The 16,732-nt window shown below is 59.2% G+C and carries 16 protein-coding genes and 2 tRNA genes; 11 read left to right on the top strand and 7 right to left on the bottom strand.

Annotation, left to right across the window (positions count from 1 at the left end; all coding sequences use genetic code 11):
* Positions 1–55 precede the first annotated feature (55 nt).
* Positions 56–132 (bottom strand) — tRNA-Asp (locus tag ACIOMR_RS14525).
* A 19-nt stretch (positions 133–151) separates the two neighbouring features.
* Positions 152–227, bottom strand: a tRNA-Val gene (locus ACIOMR_RS14520).
* A 161-nt stretch (positions 228–388) separates the two neighbouring features.
* Here ACIOMR_RS14520 and rdgC point away from each other — a divergent pair.
* The 3 genes from rdgC to sugE all read left to right on the top strand — a co-directional run bounded on the left by rdgC (position 389) and on the right by sugE (position 2,853).
* Positions 389–1,309, top strand: coding sequence for a recombination-associated protein RdgC (rdgC, locus tag ACIOMR_RS14515; protein WP_008430455.1), 921 nt, complete (start codon positions 389–391; stop codon positions 1,307–1,309).
* Between the two features lie 155 nt (positions 1,310–1,464).
* Positions 1,465–2,430 carry a bile acid:sodium symporter family protein gene (locus ACIOMR_RS14510; protein ID WP_401194827.1) on the top strand — a complete coding sequence of 322 codons (966 nt, stop codon included), beginning with the start codon at positions 1,465–1,467 and terminating at the stop codon, positions 2,428–2,430.
* A 108-nt stretch (positions 2,431–2,538) separates the two neighbouring features.
* Positions 2,539–2,853, top strand: coding sequence for a quaternary ammonium compound efflux SMR transporter SugE (gene sugE, locus ACIOMR_RS14505; RefSeq protein WP_003190128.1), 315 nt, complete (start codon positions 2,539–2,541; stop codon positions 2,851–2,853).
* Positions 2,854–2,931: 78 nt separating this feature from the next.
* On the opposite strand, the gene ACIOMR_RS14500 is transcribed toward sugE, so the two are convergent.
* The 5 genes from ACIOMR_RS14500 to ACIOMR_RS14480 form a co-directional block, all read right to left on the bottom strand.
* Complete coding sequence (locus ACIOMR_RS14500; RefSeq protein ID WP_177023019.1) at positions 2,932–4,413, bottom strand: M91 family zinc metallopeptidase; 1,482 nt, start codon at positions 4,411–4,413, stop codon at positions 2,932–2,934.
* Positions 4,414–4,589: 176 nt separating this feature from the next.
* Positions 4,590–6,464, bottom strand: a complete 1,875-nt coding sequence (locus tag ACIOMR_RS14495; protein ID WP_177029243.1) for an MFS transporter — start codon at positions 6,462–6,464, stop codon at positions 4,590–4,592.
* A gap of 69 nt (positions 6,465–6,533) precedes the next feature.
* The gene (locus ACIOMR_RS14490) at positions 6,534–7,688 is read right to left on the bottom strand and encodes a TDT family transporter (protein WP_401194822.1); all 1,155 of its coding nucleotides are present in this window, start codon (positions 7,686–7,688) and stop codon (positions 6,534–6,536) included.
* Between the two features lie 106 nt (positions 7,689–7,794).
* Positions 7,795–8,106: a cupin domain-containing protein gene (locus ACIOMR_RS14485; protein ID WP_102369631.1), complete on the bottom strand. Its 312-nt coding sequence runs from the start codon at positions 8,104–8,106 to the stop codon at positions 7,795–7,797.
* A 41-nt stretch (positions 8,107–8,147) separates the two neighbouring features.
* Positions 8,148–9,341, bottom strand: coding sequence for an MFS transporter (locus ACIOMR_RS14480; protein WP_003212382.1), 1,194 nt, complete (start codon positions 9,339–9,341; stop codon positions 8,148–8,150).
* Between the two features lie 91 nt (positions 9,342–9,432).
* Here ACIOMR_RS14480 and ACIOMR_RS14475 point away from each other — a divergent pair, with 91 nt between their 5' ends.
* The 8 genes from ACIOMR_RS14475 to ACIOMR_RS14440 all read left to right on the top strand — a co-directional run bounded on the left by ACIOMR_RS14475 (position 9,433) and on the right by ACIOMR_RS14440 (position 16,678).
* A complete protein-coding gene (locus ACIOMR_RS14475; RefSeq protein ID WP_087695266.1) occupies positions 9,433–9,978 on the top strand; it encodes a TetR/AcrR family transcriptional regulator in 546 nt (181 codons plus the stop codon).
* A gap of 623 nt (positions 9,979–10,601) precedes the next feature.
* Positions 10,602–11,183, top strand: coding sequence for an alpha/beta hydrolase (locus ACIOMR_RS14470; protein WP_003211820.1), 582 nt, complete (start codon positions 10,602–10,604; stop codon positions 11,181–11,183).
* A 48-nt stretch (positions 11,184–11,231) separates the two neighbouring features.
* Complete coding sequence (locus tag ACIOMR_RS14465; RefSeq protein ID WP_003211821.1) at positions 11,232–12,152, top strand: sigma 54-interacting transcriptional regulator; 921 nt, start codon at positions 11,232–11,234, stop codon at positions 12,150–12,152.
* A 232-nt stretch (positions 12,153–12,384) separates the two neighbouring features.
* Positions 12,385–13,167, top strand: a complete 783-nt coding sequence (locus ACIOMR_RS14460; protein ID WP_003211822.1) for a MetQ/NlpA family ABC transporter substrate-binding protein — start codon at positions 12,385–12,387, stop codon at positions 13,165–13,167.
* A 560-nt stretch (positions 13,168–13,727) separates the two neighbouring features.
* On the top strand, positions 13,728–14,393 hold the full coding sequence (locus ACIOMR_RS14455) for an amino acid ABC transporter permease (protein WP_003211825.1): 666 nt from the start codon (positions 13,728–13,730) through the stop codon (positions 14,391–14,393).
* Positions 14,374–15,033: an amino acid ABC transporter permease gene (locus ACIOMR_RS14450; RefSeq protein WP_401194815.1), complete on the top strand. Its 660-nt coding sequence runs from the start codon at positions 14,374–14,376 to the stop codon at positions 15,031–15,033. Before ACIOMR_RS14455 ends, ACIOMR_RS14450 begins: the two co-directional genes overlap by 20 nt.
* Positions 15,030–15,806 (top strand): amino acid ABC transporter ATP-binding protein, encoded by a 777-nt coding sequence (locus ACIOMR_RS14445; protein WP_003211829.1) that lies wholly within the window; start codon positions 15,030–15,032, stop codon positions 15,804–15,806. Before ACIOMR_RS14450 ends, ACIOMR_RS14445 begins: the two co-directional genes overlap by 4 nt.
* Positions 15,803–16,678, top strand: coding sequence for a transporter substrate-binding domain-containing protein (locus tag ACIOMR_RS14440; RefSeq protein WP_003211830.1), 876 nt, complete (start codon positions 15,803–15,805; stop codon positions 16,676–16,678). The genes ACIOMR_RS14445 and ACIOMR_RS14440 overlap by 4 nt, the downstream gene beginning before the upstream one ends.
* The last annotated feature ends 54 nt before the right edge of the window (positions 16,679–16,732 follow it).

Genomic DNA, 16,732 nt, shown 5'->3' with positions numbered 1-16,732 from the left:
TCAATGAGCGGGCTTCCTGTGGTACCTGGCGTTCAGCGTTCCAGGTGACCGAATATGGCGCAGCGGACGGGACTCGAACCCGCGACCCCCGGCGTGACAGGCCGGTATTCTAACCGACTGAACTACCGCTGCGCGTAACACATAAAGCGAATGGTGGGTGATGACGGGATCGAACCGCCGACATTCTGCTTGTAAGGCAGACGCTCTCCCAGCTGAGCTAATCACCCTTCACTTTCGGTGTGGCGCGCATTCTACGGAGCGACCCATGGTCTGGCAAGCACTTTCTTAAATAATTTTTTTCAGGCCTTCCAATGGCTTAGCGAGGGTTGGCCTATGACGCCATGAGGAGAATAATGCCCCCCTTTGTATATAAGGAGAGACTCACCCCATGTGGTTCAAAAACCTGCTTATCTATCGCCTGACCCAAGATCTGCCTGTTGATGCCGAGGCGTTGGAAACTGCACTGGCCACCAAACTGGCGCGCCCTTGTGCAAGCCAGGAATTGACCACTTACGGTTTCGTCGCCCCTTTCGGTAAAGGCGAAGACGCGCCACTGGTGCACGTCAGCGGTGATTTCCTGCTGATCGCTGCGCGCAAGGAAGAACGTATCCTGCCGGGTAGCGTGGTGCGTGATGCGGTGAAGGAAAAGGTCGAAGAGATCGAAGCCGAGCAAATGCGCAAGGTCTACAAAAAGGAACGCGACCAGATCAAGGATGAAATCATCCAGGCCTTCCTGCCGCGCGCGTTCATCCGTCGCTCGTCGACCTTCGCCGCCATCGCGCCGAAACAAGGCCTGATCCTGGTGAACTCCGCCAGCCCGAAACGTGCCGAAGACCTGCTGTCCACCCTGCGTGAAGTGATCGGCACCCTGCCGGTACGTCCGCTGACCGTGAAAACCGCGCCAACCGCCATCATGACCGACTGGGTCACCACCCAGAAACCGGCCGATGACTTCTTCGTCCTCGACGAATGCGAACTGCGCGACACCCACGAAGACGGCGGCATCGTGCGCTGCAAACGCCAGGACCTGACCGGCGAAGAGATCCAGCTGCACCTGACCACCGGCAAAGTCGTGACCCAATTGTCCCTGGCCTGGCAGGACAAGCTGTCCTTCATGCTGGACGACAAAATGACCGTCAAGCGCCTGAAGTTCGAAGACCTGCTGCAGGATCAGGCTGAACAGGACGGCGGCGACGAAGCACTGGGCCAGCAGGACGCCAGCTTTACCCTGATGATGCTGACGTTTGGCGACTTCCTGCCGGCGTTGGTTGAGGCACTGGGTGGCGAAGAAACCCCACAAGGTATCTAAAGCCTTGTGAAGATCAAAATGTGGGAGCGGGCTTGCTCGCGAATGCGTCCTTTCAGTTGATATCTTCCTGGCTGACACACCGCATTCGCGAGCAAGCCCGCTCCCACATTTGATCGCATGCGCACTTCCAAAATCGAATAACAAGGACCAACCCCATGCGTGCACTCGCCGCCTTGAGCCGTTTCGTCGGCAATACCTTCGCCTACTGGGTGCTGATTTTTGCCGTGGCTGCGTTCCTGCAACCCGCCTGGTTTCTCGGCCTCAAAGGCGCCATCGTGCCGCTGTTGGGCCTGGTGATGTTCGGCATGGGGCTGACCCTCAAACTTGAAGATTTCGCTGAAGTCGCGCGCCATCCGTGGCGCGTGGCATTGGGTGTGGTCGCGCATTTCGTGATCATGCCCGGCGTGGCCTGGCTGTTGTGCCAGGTCTTTCACCTGCCACCGGAAATTGCCGTCGGTGTGATCCTCGTCGGCTGCTGCCCGAGCGGCACGTCGTCCAACGTCATGACCTGGCTGGCCCGAGGCGACCTGGCCCTGTCGGTGGCCATTGCAGCCGTCACCACCCTCCTCGCTCCGCTGCTGACGCCCGCGCTGATCTGGCTGCTGGCCTCGGCCTGGTTGCCGGTGTCGTTCATGGAGTTGTTCTGGTCGATCCTGCAAGTGGTACTGCTGCCGATCGTGTTGGGCGTGGTGGCGCAGCGCTTGCTGGGCGCCCGGGTACGGCATGCGGTCGAGGTGTTGCCGCTGGTGTCGGTGGTCAGCATCGTGGCGATTGTCGCCGCCGTGGTGGCGGCCAGCCAGGCGAAGATTGCCGAGTCGGGCCTGCTGATCATGGCGGTGGTGATCCTGCATAACACCTTTGGCTTCCTGCTGGGCTATTTCACCGGCCGTGTGTTCGGGCTGCCGCTGGCACAACGCAAATCCCTGTCGCTGGAAGTGGGCATGCAGAACTCCGGCTTGGGCGCCGCACTGGCAAGTGCACACTTCTCACCGCTAGCCGCAGTGCCGAGTGCGCTGTTCAGCGTCTGGCACAATATTTCCGGGGCGTTGCTGGCTACGTACTTCCGGCGGATGAGCGAAAAGGAAGACCGAGAGCTGCTGGCAAGCAAGTCAGAAACTTGATCACCTGATCAATATTCGGCACTCTAACGGGCTTCGCGTGGACGACCTCGCGACGCTATCGCGCGATTAATTCAGGGGACGACCCCGCCTTATAGAAGCGAGATCATCATGTCCTGGATCATTCTGTTTTTTGCCGGACTGTTTGAAGTCGGCTGGGCCGTCGGACTGAAGTACACCGACGGTTTCAGCAAGCCACTGCCCACGGCCCTGACGATTGCCGCCATGGCCGTCAGCCTCGGACTGTTGGGGCTGGCCATGAAGGAACTGCCGCTGGGTACCGCCTATGCCATCTGGACCGGAGTCGGTGCGGTGGGCACGGTGATTGCCGGGATTATCCTGTTCGGGGAGTCCATGGCGCTGTTTCGACTGGCCAGTGTGGCGTTGATTATCTGCGGGCTGATCGGGCTCAAGATCAGCGCCTGAGCCACTCACCGGCAATAAAAACAAGGTGGACTTAATAGTCCACCGAGTACGGCACGCTATTTACTACTCTGTGATGCATCAGACGTCATAGTAGCGTTCACGCGGTTCTTTCCCCCATTCCTTGTAAAGTGCATTTTCGTTATACGGCTCCGGGTTTGTACTGGTAGGGGGCGTTGAGGGGTCATTATCAAAATCATAAGGTTCACCGTCCGTTGGTAACCCAACGGCTTGCCGCTCCAAATTTGGCTCACGAGTTGGCCTGCGGGGATCGCTAGTTTCTGGCGGTACTTCAGTTTCTCCGGGCAAGAACTTACCGTCGACACCGTCGTACGCATGGGCGAACTCATGGAACAGGGTTGAGACGCCTGGACGCTCGTACTTGTCCATAATGAACGAAGGGTTGTAGGAGACTGTTGCATCATCAGCCGGCATACCTGGCGTGTTATTAGTGATGAATCCGTGTTGCGAATCTTGAGGTGGGTGCTCATTGAGTGGTTGTAAGTCCTTACGTCCGTACTTATAAAAGATACCCTCCGACTCTGGCACCTTCTCTATTTTTATCGGCGCGGGAGTCTTGTCTAACGCCCCAAGCATTTTTTGCCCTACTGGAGAACCCCGAAAAAACTCTAAATCATCTTCAACGCGCTGCTTGAACTCACCATCCCCTTTAACCTCAAACGCTTTTTTACCAACGTCAGACGGCGTCACCTCAACGAACTTAGAGTTCCCCGTGCGTTTTATAGTGTCGTCTTTCTTGCCGTAAACAATATCCTTATCAGATACTGAATTAACCGTATCCTGCCCCTTGCCGGTATAAATTGTATTCTGACCAGCACCACCATCTACAACATCATTTCCCTTTCCGCCATTCATGACGTTCTTCCCACCGCCTCCACGCAGCGAATCATTGCCGCTGCCACCGTCCATGTAAGTGCCACCACCTGCTCCCCGCAACTTGTCGTTGCCGTTACCCCCATACATGACGCTATATGCCGAGCCTCCGGTGATCGTGTCATCCCCATCGTTGCCCTCGGCATACCCGACACCGCTGCCCAATTGAATGGTGTCATTACCAACACCGCCGTAGACATTGGTCCTGCCGCCTCCAGCGTTGAATCGATCGTTGCCGGCTCCCAGCTTGACGCTGACGGGCACTTTTACGTCGTCGTCAATAGTGACATTGTCGTCTCCGCCGTTGCTTTGGATCTCAAGATGCTGCTGACCATTACTCTTGGTATCGAAAGGAATGTCGTAGGTCTTGCCATTAATCTCGGCGGTCAATCCTCCATCAGCCGAATTTTTAATATGAATTTTGTCCGCGCTGTCACCCGTCTTAATCGTTAACGCCTGGTCTTTTGGCGGGGAGAAAAAACCACGCCCGCCGCCCCTAACACTTAAATCTATCTGGACCCCACCTTCATTGAATGGCATATTCGGGATGATTTTTATCGGCGCAGAAGGCTCGCCCTGTTTATCCTGTAACTTATCGGAGGGTGCTGTAGAAAGAGTATGTAAAGGCGGTTGTAAAGCGGGAGGGTTAGTACTCACTTGCATGTTCATCGAAAATCATCCTTAGCGTTAGACAACTACGATGACTGCGTGGCAATTAGAAAGAAATGGTTCCGCAGGATGAGTGATTTATTACCCAAAACTACAAACTGCAAGCGTTGTCCCACATCAAAGTCAGTCCCTGCCCAGGCCCTTCAGCGCAGAAGGTCCTGAGCACCAGAACTTGACTACTTGAGATCACCCCTCAACGTGCCAACCAGACCATGCAACGCCTCGGGCGTCGCCGCCTCCACCGTCACCGGCGCGCCGGCCACCAGGGTCACTCGCGACCAGATCCGGTGGAAGAAGCCCTTGTTCGGATCGCGACTGAAAAAACTCCCCCACAACCCCTGCAACGCCATCGGAATCACCGGCACCGGCGTCTCTCCAAGAATCCGCGTCACGCCGCTTCGGAACTCGTTCATCTCGCCATCGGAGGTCAATTTTCCTTCCGGGAAGATGCACACCAGCTCGCCGTCCTTCAGATAGTGGGCAATCCGCTGGAAGGCCTTTTCGTAGATCTGGATGTCCTCATGCCGCCCGGCAATCGGAATCGCCCCGGCAGTGCGGAAGATAAAGTTCAAAACCGGCAGGTTGTAGATCTTGTAGTACATGACAAAACGAATCGGCCGACGCACCGAACCGGCAATCAACAGCGCATCGACAAACGACACGTGATTGCACACCAGCAACGCCGCGCCCTCGTCTGGGATCAGCTCGAGGTTCTTGTGCTCGACGCGGTACATGGAATGGCTGAGCAGCCAGATCATGAAACGCATGGTGAACTCGGGCACGATCTTGAAGATGTAGGTGTTGACCGCGATGTTCAGCAGCGACACCACCAGGAACAGCTCGGGAATCGACAGCTTGGCCACGCTCAGCAGCAGGATCGAGACGATCGCCGAGACCACCATGAACAGCGCATTGAGAATGTTGTTGGCCGCGATCACCCGCGCCCGCTCGTTCTCGGCGGTACGCGACTGGATCAACGCGTACAGCGGCACGATATAGAAGCCGCCGAATACGCCAAGGCCGAGGATATCGAACAACACCCACCACGCCTGGCCGTAACTCAGCACGGCGATCCAGTCGTTGGCCTGGACGTTCTGCGGGAAGCCGCCGGAATGCCACCACAGCAGCAGCCCGAACACGGTCAAACCGAACGAGCCGAACGGCACCAGGCCGATCTCGACTTTGCGCCCGGAGAGCTTTTCGCACAGCATCGAACCCAGTGCGATGCCCACCGAGAACACCGTGAGGATCAGCGTGACCACCGTCTCGTCGCCGTACATCCATTCCTTGGCGTAGGCCGGGATTTGCGTCAGGTAGATCGCGCCGACAAACCAGAACCACGAGTTGCCGACAATCGAGCGCGACACCGCCGGTGTCTGCCCCAGGCCGAGCTTCAAGGTGGCCCAGGACTGACTGAAGATATTCCAGTTCAGGCGCATCTCGGGGCTGGACGCCGCCGCGCGCGGAATGCTGCGGCTGGCCAGGTAGCCCAGCACCGCAATGCCGACGATGGCCGTCGAGACCACCGGCGCGTAATGGGTGGACGACATCATGATCCCGGCGCCAATGGTGCCCGCGAGGATTGCGAGGAACGTGCCCATTTCCACCAGGCCATTGCCGCCCACCAGCTCATCCTCGTGCAGGGCCTGGGGCATGATCGAGTATTTCACCGGCCCGAACAGCGCCGAGTGCGTGCCCATGGCAAACAGCGCCAGCAGCATCAGCTCCAGGTGGTTGAACATGAAACCCACCGCGCCCACGGACATGATCACGATTTCGCCGATCTTGATCACCCGGATCAGCGCGTCCTTGTTGAACTTCTCGCCAAATTGCCCGGCCAGGGCCGAGAACAGGAAGAACGGCAGGATAAACAGCAACGCGCAGAGATTGACCCAGATCGAGCGGTCGCCCTCGATGGTCAGCTTGTAGAGAATCGCCAGGATCAACGACTGCTTGAATATATTGTCGTTGAACGCACCAAGGGACTGGGTAATGAAGAACGGCAGGAAACGCCGTTTGCGCAGCAAAGTGAATTGCGAGGGGTGGCTCATCGTCCGTGTTCCTGCGTGGCCTGAAGGCTGTTATTGGTTTTTCCAGGCCACGACTTTACCTAATCCTGCTTACTTATTCGCTAGTCCTGCAATGCACGGCGATACAAAAAGCTCGCCTTTATAGGCGCCCTGCACCGTGCGCTTGGCGACAATCAGCCACATCAGCGCCAGCGCCGCCACCAACACGCAACCAACGATGCTGAAAAAACCCAGGTGCAAGGTGCTCGCCAGTTTCAGCGTGGCCAGCGAGTACACGCCCAACGGGAAGGTGAAGCCCCACCAGCCAAGGTTGAACGGGATACCGGCCCGCAGGTAACGCAGGGTGATCAGCACCGCGATCAGCATCCACCACAAGCCGAAGCCCCACAGGGTGATGCCTGCGACCAGGCCGATGCCGTTGGCCATCTCACCGACGCCGGGCAGACCGTTGGCGGCAAAGATGGCAGGTGCATCACCGCCCAGTACCAGCATGCCCAGGGCACCGGTGCCGATGGGACCTAGAGCCAGCCAGCTCGACGCGGCCATATTGGCGTGTGGCAGTTTATGCAGGGCCATGCGCAGCATCAGGATGGTCAGGATGCTGAACGCCACCGGCAGGGAAAACGCCCACAGCACGTAGCTGGTCACCAGCATCACCAGTTGCGAATGGGCGTCGGCCAGGTGCGGCGCCAGCAGGCCACCGCTGGCGGCGGCGACTTCCGCGGCCACCACCGGCAACAGCCACACGGCAGTCATCTGGTCGATGCTGTGTTCCTGGCGGGTGAACATCATGAACGGGATCAGCACCCCGCAGGCCAGGGCCATCGCGACGTCGAGCCACCACAGCACCTCGGCCAGTTGCACCACGCCATCCCCCCAGCGCGGCAGGCCGAACAGCAGGAAGCCGTTGATAATGGTCGCCAGGCCCATGGGGATGGTGCCGAAGAACATCGACACCGTGGAGTGCCCGAAAATGCGCCGGGCCTCGTGGAAAAACATCACCCAGCGCGCCGCATACAGCACGCTGAACAGCACAAACAGGCCGATGGTAAACAGCCACAGCCCTTCGGCCACGGCGTGCAGCCCCGCCAGGTTGACCGGCAATTGCGCCAGCGCCAACGCCAGCACCCCGGTGCCCATGGTGGCGGCAAACCAGTTGGGGGTGAACTGGCGAATCACTTCCCGGGGACGGGTCAGGTGACTGAAGGGTTTCAAGCTGCTGTGAAGCGTATTCGGGCAAGTCATGGTGTAGTCCTCTTCCTCGCATGAGGTTGAGACCATGGTAGAACCGAATCGAATATCTATATAACGGGTAATATCTCTAACTGTTATCTGTTTCGTAGATATGTGATTAAACGCTGCCTTCGGTTTCAATCACCAGAATCCGTGCCGGGCCCTGTGGATGGGCCACATGCTCGGTGCCGACACTGGCGTAGAAGATGTCGCCTACCTCAAGCAAGGCCATCTGTTCGCTGCCGTTTTCGCGATAGTGCATCTGCACCTGGCCATCAAGCACCACGAACACCTCTTCGCCGTCATTCACGTGCCAGCGATACGGCTGGTCGGTCCAATGCAAACGGGTGGTGATGCCGTTCATATTGGCGATGTCCAGCGCCTCCCAGGCGCGGCTGCCGGTGAATTCTTTGCTGCGGATGATCTTCATGGGTGAATCCCAAGGCGTAAGGGTGACGAATTATTACCGAATCAATTACCCGCCGTCGCCCTGCTCTTCGCCAAATCCTGCATTAGCAACGCCACCAACGCGCCGAGTGCCAATACGATCAGCACCACGCCATAACCGTCGGTGGTGGCGATCAAACCGAAGGTGCGCGTCAAGTTGCCCGCCAACAGCGACGGCACACAGAACGCCAGGTAACTCAGCACATAGAACGCCGACATCAAGCCCGCCCGCTCATGGGGCAAGGCCAACGGCAAAACACTGCGCAGCGCACCGAGGAATCCCGAGCCAAAACCACCGCCGGCGATCAGCGTGGCAATGAAGAACAGCGGCAGGCTGGCGCTGTGGACGGCCGTGAGGATCAGCGCAACACCCACCGCCAGCAGCACGGCGCCCAACCGCAGGACTTTGTCCGCCGGGCGGTTGCGCAGGCTGAAAATCATCACCGCCCCGCTCAGCGTCAACACCGCCACCAGTCCGCCGCCGATCAGGTTCGAGGTGGACCCGGTCGCCGCCCGCACCAGCGAGGGCGCCAGAGACAGATAAAAACCGCCCATGGCCCATACGGCTACGTCTACCGGCAACGAGATCCACAAGGCGCGTCGGGCCTGGGGCGGTACATGCAAGGTGGGCCATAGCGAGGCCAGGGCCCCCGGAATCCGGCTGACTGTCTCCGGCAGGCGCCAGACGTACAATGCCTGCAGGATCATCAACCCGAGCAGGGTCCAGTAAATCAACGTGGTCGGCATCGGCGCGAACTCCACCAGCAGGCTGCAGCCCATGGCCCCGCAGGCCATGCCCAGCAAAGGCGCTACGCTGTTGATCAGCGGGCCTTGCTGGCGGTCGGTGTCGAGCAATGCGGCGCCCAGTACGGCGGTGGCCATGCCGGTGGCAAAGCCTTGTACCGTGCGGGCGGCAATCAGCCAGCCGACGCTGTCGGCATTGATAAACAGCAGCATCGCCAGCATATCGAGGAGCAGCGCGGCAAAAATTACCGGCTTGCGCCCCAGGTGGTCCGACAGCGACCCCACGGTCAGCAATGCAGCCAGCAGGCTCAAGGCGTAAATGCCAAATACCAGGGTCAACATCGCCGCCGAAAAGTGCAGGCCCTCTTGATAGAGGTGGTACAACGGGGTCGGCGCGCTGGAGGCGGCGAGGAACGTCAGCAAGGTGATCGCCAGAAACACCAGGCTGGAACGATGAGAAGTAACGCTGGACATGGGCACGCTCCGCTAAAGCTAATATTTTGCTTTTGCGGAGTGTGCTACCGGATGGCGCTTAAAGCAAATTCTTTGTGTTAAGGTTTTACGCATGGCGATAAAAGAAGGGCTCCGCCCGGGGGGCCGTAGTGCCCGGGTCCAGGAATCAGTGCATTCGGCGGTGCGTGAATTGCTCGAAGAGCAGGACCGTTCCAGCGTGACCGTGCCGCAGATAGCCACGCGCGCCGGAGTGACGCCTTCGACCATCTACCGGCGCTGGGGTGACTTGGCGGCGCTGCTGGCCGATGTTGCGATGGCCCGTCTGCGCCCGGACAGTGAGCCGGCTGATACCGGCAGCCTGCGCGGAGACCTGCGGGCCTGGGGTGAGCAATACCGTGATGAGATGAGCTCGGACCTTGGCCGCGAGATGATGCGTGATGTGCAATGCAGTCAGGCGCCGGGGTATTGCGTGGGGATTCTCACCGGGCAGTTGGAGACGATCCTGGATCGGTACACCGACGACGCCGGGACACTTCCCAGCGTGGATCGGCTGATCAATTTGATCGTTGCGCCCACCGTGTTTCGTAATCTGTTTTCTACCGCGCCGCTTGAGGTTGAAGAACTGCATGAGCTGATTGAGTTGGCTTTGCTGCCGTAAGGTGGTTTGTGGGTTTGGGTTTGGATTTGGGTGTATATCCGTTATTTGGGTTGTTGCTGATATGGGTTCCGCTCTTACAGCGGCTCACTTTTGAAAAGCGCAAAAGTAAGCAAAACGCTCTTGCCCCACCACTCGGCACCTCGCCTAGGCTCGGTGTGCCCTCACTCCGGCTTTGGACCGTGGGCCGCCGTCATGGGCCATCCTTGGCCCAGGACGGCTAACCCGGCGTCCTGCCGGGTTACCCACGCTCCAAAGCCTGCGTTCGGCCAGCGTGGTTTAACGGGGCGCCTAAGATCAAGATCAAAAGCAGATCAAGAGCACAGCGGCCTCCCGGCCGGCTTGAGTGTTGAAGAGCAAAATCAAAAGCTAAAGCGGGCACGGTTCAAATGTGGGAGCTGGCTTGCCTGCGATGGCATCTCCTCGGTGTGTCTGATGTACCGAGTTGTCTGCATCGCAGGCAAGCCAGCTCCCACAGAAAAGCAGCTCTGCTTTCGCTCTGGTTTTTGATTTGGCTTTTAACACTCGATTTTTGGTTATTAATAAATAGCTTCTTATTCCTTAACGAATATATACCCCGTGCCTATACTGACCCACAACGTTAAACGCTGCAGGAGGGCACACCCATGCACAGCGAGTCGATTCGTTATCTGATCGTGCCGGGCTGGCAAGGATCGCCAGAAGATCATTGGCAAAGTCATTGGCAGAACAGCCTGCCCAACAGCGCTCGTGTGGAGCAGGCCGACTGGCTCACCCCACGCCGCGAAGACTGGGTGGCCGCCCTGGCCGAAGCCATCGCCGCCGACAGCACCCCGGTGATTCTGATCGCCCACAGCCTGGGCTGCATCACCGTCGCCCATTGGGCGGCCACCGCACCGGTGCAGTTCCTGCGTCAGGTACGCGGCGCCCTGCTGGTGGCCCCGGCCGATGTCGAACGCCCTGCCTGCGCACCCGCCCTGCGTAACTTTGCGCCAATCCCCAGCCACCTGTTGCCCTTCCCAAGCCAGGTCGTCAGCTCCGACAACGACAGCGCCGTCAGCGCCACCCGCGCCTTGGAACTGGCACGTAACTGGGGCGCCGAAGCGGGAATTCTCGCGGGCGCCGGGCACATCAACGTGAAGTCCGGCCATCAACGCTGGGAACAGGGTTTCGCCTACCTCTATCGCCTGCAAAATCGCCTGGAACATCACTCCCGGCGCCGTGCATAAAATTTTTTAAACGCCCCTTCCCCTTCGTGGATGGGGCGGGAGCCTGCCATGAGCCTGCATGAAACCTTCGGTCAGCCCCTGCTGACCTTCCCCGACGCCGAAAAAAGCCCCCTGAGCATTCGTGCCAAGGCGCTGGTGTTTGTCGACCCGCGTTCGCGGCAACTGCGTGAAGACCTCGAAAACCTCGCCCCCCGTGCCTTGCCCGTGTTGATCCGCGGCGAAACCGGCAGCGGCAAGGAGTTGCTCGCCCGGCATATCCACCGTGGCAGCGACCGCACCGGCCTGTTTGTCTCGGTGAATTGCGGCGCCATCAGCCCGACATACGCCGACGCCGAACTGTTCGGCTACGCCGCAGGCAGCCACAGCGGCGCAGCCAGCAGCCGCGCCGGCTGGTTTGGCTCGGCCAACGGCGGCACGTTGTACCTGGATGAAATCGGCGACTTGCCGCTGCCAATCCAGGTCAAGCTGCTGGCGGCGCTGGAAAACCACGAAGTCACCCGCGTCGGCGCCCATCAGCCAAGCCCGGTGGATGTGCGGCTGGTGGCGGCCACCAGCATCGACCTCGCCCAGGCCGTGGCGGCCGGCAAGTTTCATGAGCGCCTGTTCCATTACCTCAGCGAAGGCCAACTGGAGCTGCCCGCACTGCGCGAGCGGGTGGGCGACATCCTGTCACTGGCCGAATATTTCCTCGGCATCTACAGCCAGCGCCTCGACCTGCCGGTGCCGCTGATCAGCGACGAAGCCCAGCGCGTGCTGGAGCATCACAGCTGGCCGGGCAACACCCGGGAGTTGGAGAACGTGATTCACTTTGCCTTGCTGGTCAGCAGTGGCGACGAGATTCTGCCTGAGCATTTGAACCTGCCCGTGGCGGGTTCACCTGTGGAGCAGGTGCGACGAATTCTTGGCCACGCCAGCGCCGCCGAGGTTGAAGCCCTGAAAAGCTATCTGAAAGAACACGCTGTTTTGTAGAAGCCCGGCTTGCCGGCGATGGCGTCCTCAGGAGCATCGCAAGGCTCAAGACCGCCATCGCCGGCAAGACGGGCTCCTGCATGAACAAAATGGAATATCAAAGTGAATAAAAAGTATTGTTCTGGAATAAAAAACCTCGGTATTGTCCGCTGCACGCCGCGATAGCACTTCGCTGGCATCCACTAAAAAAGCGGCCGTCCCAGACGACCCGGATTTTCGATAAGGACACTGCATGAAAAAGGTTCTGTTGTTTACCGCACTGGCGGCTGCCCTGACTGCAAGCTTCGCCCAGGCCAACGAGAAACTGGTGGTAGCCGCTACCCCGATCCCGCACGCCGAGATCCTTGAGCTGGTCAAGCCGACCCTGGCCAAAGAAGGCGTGGACCTGGAAATCAAAGTCTTCACCGACTACGTACAACCGAACGTACAGGTGGCCGAGAAGCGTCTGGACGCCAACTACTTCCAGACCCTGCCGTACCTGGAAAACTTCAACAAGGGTAAAGGCACCAACCTGGTCACCGTAGTGGGCGTGCACGTTGAACCCTTCGGCGGCTACTCGAAAAAAATCAAAAACATCTCTGAGCTCAAAGATGGCGCCACCGTGGCCATCCCGAACGAAGGCAGCAACTCCGGCCGTGCCCTGCTGCTGCTGCAAAAGGCTGGCGTGATCACCCTGAAAGACCCGACCAACGCCCTGGCCACGCCGAAAGACATCGCCAGCAACCCGAAACACCTGAAATTCAAAGAGCTGGAATCGGCGCTGCTGCCACGCGTCCTGGACCAGGTTGACCTGGACCTGATCAACACCAACTACGCCCTGGAAGCCGGCCTGAACCCGGCCAAGGACGCGTTGATCATCGAAGACGCCAAGTCGCCGTACGTGAACTTCCTGGTTGCCCGCCCGGACAACAAGGACAGCGACGCGATCCAGAAGCTGGCCAAAGCCCTGACCAGCCCTGAAGTGAAAGCTTTCATCGAGAAGAAATACAACGGCGCGGTCGTGCCGGCGTTCTGATCGAACCCAAAAACCTCCTTCAAGGTTTAAACGCCGACGGCTTCTACAGCGTCGGCGTTTTTTATGGCTGGAACACAATCGAAATGTGGGAGCGGGCTTGCTCGCGAATGCGGTGGGTCAGCCAACACATCTGCTGACTGATACACCGCATTCGCGAGCAAGCCCGCTCCCACATTTGGGACTGTGTCAGCTCAGATATTTCGACTGTTAATGGCCCTGCGTAGCGCCACCAGCCACTTCACCAGTTCCTGCGGATCAATCGGTTTTGCCTCGTTCATCGCTCATTCCCTCGCCTGTTGGTTGGCCGTCAGTCTGGCCACGTACCGCCTATCCCTGAAGTGCAGCTCCGATAAAAAGACCCGTCCTACTTCCCCGGGAACAGTAGCTGTCATCCATCTGCACCGCGAATCCGCAGGTTATCTATTTGGGTGATATCAATATGCTATTTCGGTATTTAAATTTTGCTTTTTATACCTTTAAAGTCGGCGCTACCCGGCGTTACCCACGCTGGACCGGACCGCACCAACGCCGCTTTACCCCTGCGGCGTCAGGGATTTCAGATGACCTTCGATTACGCATTTATCCTCAGCACGCTGCCGGCGTTTCTCAAGGCCGTGGGCGTTACCCTGCAAGTCGGCCTGATCGCCATTGGCACCTCCATGCTGGTGGCCTTGATCAACGCCGCGCTGCTGGTGTTTCGCACGCCCTACGTGTGGCGCCTGGTGGCGCTGTACGTGGAGTTGGCGCGCAACACACCGCTGCTGATCCAACTGTTTTTCGTCTACTTCGCGTTGCCGGCCCTGGGGCTGAATATCTCCGGGTTCTGGGCGGCAATCATCACGATGACCTTTCTCGGCGGCGCCTACCTCACGGAAGTGTTGCGCGCCGGTGTCGAGGCGGTGCCGCTGGCACAGATCGAATCGGGCAAGTCCATCGGGCTGTCCCACTGGCAACTGCTGCGCCATGTGATCCTGCCCCAGGCCGGGATCCTCAGCCTGCCGGCGCTGTTTGCGAACTTTATTTTCCTGCTCAAGGAAACCACGATCGTGTCGGCGGTGGCGGTGCCGGAGATTCTCTACACCACCAAAAGCTATATCGCCCTCTACTACAAAACCTACGAAATGCTCGCGGTGCTCACGTTGATCTGCGTGCTGTTATTCCTGCCGCTGTCGCTGCTGCTCAGCCGCCTTGAAAGGAGGCTCCAGCATGGCCAGTTCGGGTCTTGAATTACTCTGGGTGTCCTTGCCGCAGCTGGGCAAGGGCGCGGCGCTAACCCTGTCGATCTCGTTCTTGAGCATCGCCTTCAGCACCGTCGGCGGCGTGGTGTATGGCGTGCTGCGCACGTTGAATTCGAAAGCGATCAACCTGGTGCTGCGGATTTACCTGGAGCTGTTCCGCGCCATTCCGGTGTTGGTGTGGTTGTACTTGCTGTTCTTCGGCCTGCCGATTTTCTTTGGCCTGAGCATTCCGAGCTTCTGGTGCGCCGTGCTGGTGTTGTCGCTGTGGGGTGCCAGTGAAGTCGGCGAAGTGGTGCGCGGTGCGTTGCATTCGTTGCCCCGTGGCCAGCGTGAAGCCGGCCTGTCGATTGGCCTGTCGGACCCGCAACTGTACGGCTACGTGCTGTTGCCCCAGGCCCTGAAACGCATGACCCCGCCGACCATCAACGTCTACACCCGCATCATCAAGACCAGCTCCCTGGCGGTGCTGATCGGTGTGGTGGACGTGATCAAGGTCGGCCAGCAAATCATCGAGCGCACCTACGAGTCGGTATTGATCTACGGCGCGCTGTTCCTGTTTTTCTTCTTTATCTGCTACCCGTTGTCGGCCGCCTCCAAGGTGCTGGAACGGCGCTGGGCCCAAGCATGAGCGCATTGATCGAGTTCCAGGGTTTCAACAAGTTTTTCGGCGACCAGCAGGTGCTCGACGGCATCGACCTAAGTGTGCAAAGCGGCGAAGTGGTGGTGATCCTCGGCCCCAGCGGTTGCGGCAAAAGCACCTTGCTGCGGTGCCTCAATGGCCTGGAAGTGGCCCACAGCGGTAGCCTGCGTTTTGCGGGCAAGGAGCTGCTGGACAAGGCCACCGACTGGCGCCAGGTGCGCCAGGACGTGGGCATGGTGTTCCAGAGTTATCACCTGTTCCCGCACATGAGCGTGCTCGACAACCTCCTGCTCGGCCCGCTGAAAGTGCAAAAACGCGAACCCCGCGAAGCCCGGGCCCAGGCTGAAAAACTGCTGGAACGGGTGGGCCTCTCCGACAAACGCGACGCCTACCCGCGCCAGCTGTCGGGCGGCCAGCAGCAACGCATCGCCATCGTCCGCTCGTTGTGCATGAACCCGCAGGTCATGCTGTTTGACGAAGTCACCGCCGCCCTTGACCCGGAGATGGTCAAGGAAGTACTGGAAGTGATCCAGGGCCTGGCCCGGGACGGCATGACCCTGCTGATCGTCACCCATGAAATGGCCTTCGCCCGCGCCGTCGCCGACCGCGTGGTGTTCATGGAGGCCGGCCGCATCCTCGAACAAAACACCCCCGAGGCATTCTTTACGAACCCGCAAACCGCACGCGCGCAGCAGTTCCTGGAGAAGTTCTCCTTCGTTTCAACACTGCCCAAAAGAACCAAGGAACTGGAGCTGTCATGAAAACTGCCAAGTTGTTATTCCCCCTGTTCGGCCTCGCTTTGCTGGCCGGCTGCAATAAGTCCGAAGAGCCCGCCAAGACGGCTGCCGCTGCCACCCCGGCACCCGCTGCAGTGAGCTACATCGACAAGATCAAGGCGCGGGACAAGCTGATCGTCGGCGTATTCACCGACAAGCCGCCGTTTGGTTTCGTGGATGAGTCCGGCCGCTATGTCGGCTTCGATACCGACATCGGCCGCCGTTTCGCCAAGGACCTGCTAGGCGACGAGAACAAGGTTGAATTCGTCGCCGTAGAGCCGGCGAGCCGCATTCCGTTCCTGCAAAGCGACAAGGTCGACCTGATCCTCGCCAACATGACGGTGACGCCGGAGCGCAAGGAAGCGGTGGACTTCACCAACCCGAACCTGAAAGTCGCGGTGCAGGCCCTGGTGCCGCAGGACAGCTCGGTGAAGAGCCTGGACGACCTGGCGACCCGCACCACCATCGTCACCACCGGCACTACCGCGGATATCTGGCTGACCAAGAACCACCCGGACTGGAAACTGCTGAAGTTCGAGAAAAATTCCGAGTCGCTGCAAGCGTTGTCGGCGGGCCGTGGTGATGCCTATGCCCAGGACAACCTGGTGCTGTTCAGCTGGGCCAAGCAGAACCCGGGCTATCGCGTGCTGGAGCAGAAACTGGGGGATGAAGCGCCGATTGCGCCGGCGGTGAAGAAGGGCAACATCGAATTGCGGGATTGGGTGAATACCGAGCTGGCGAAGTTGGGCGAAGAGAAGTATCTGCTCAAGCTGTATGACCAGTATGTTCGCAAGGAACTGAGCGATGACACCAAGCCGGAAAGCGTGATTGTTGAAGGCGGGAAGTGGCAGGGTTGACCCGTCAATGATCGTTCCCACGCTCCGCGTGGGAATGCCGCCTTGGACGCTCCG

The organism is Pseudomonas sp. NPDC087814, from assembly GCF_044742865.1.
GTDB lineage: Bacteria > Pseudomonadota > Gammaproteobacteria > Pseudomonadales > Pseudomonadaceae > Aquipseudomonas.
This window is presented reverse-complemented; position numbering and strand designations above follow the sequence as displayed.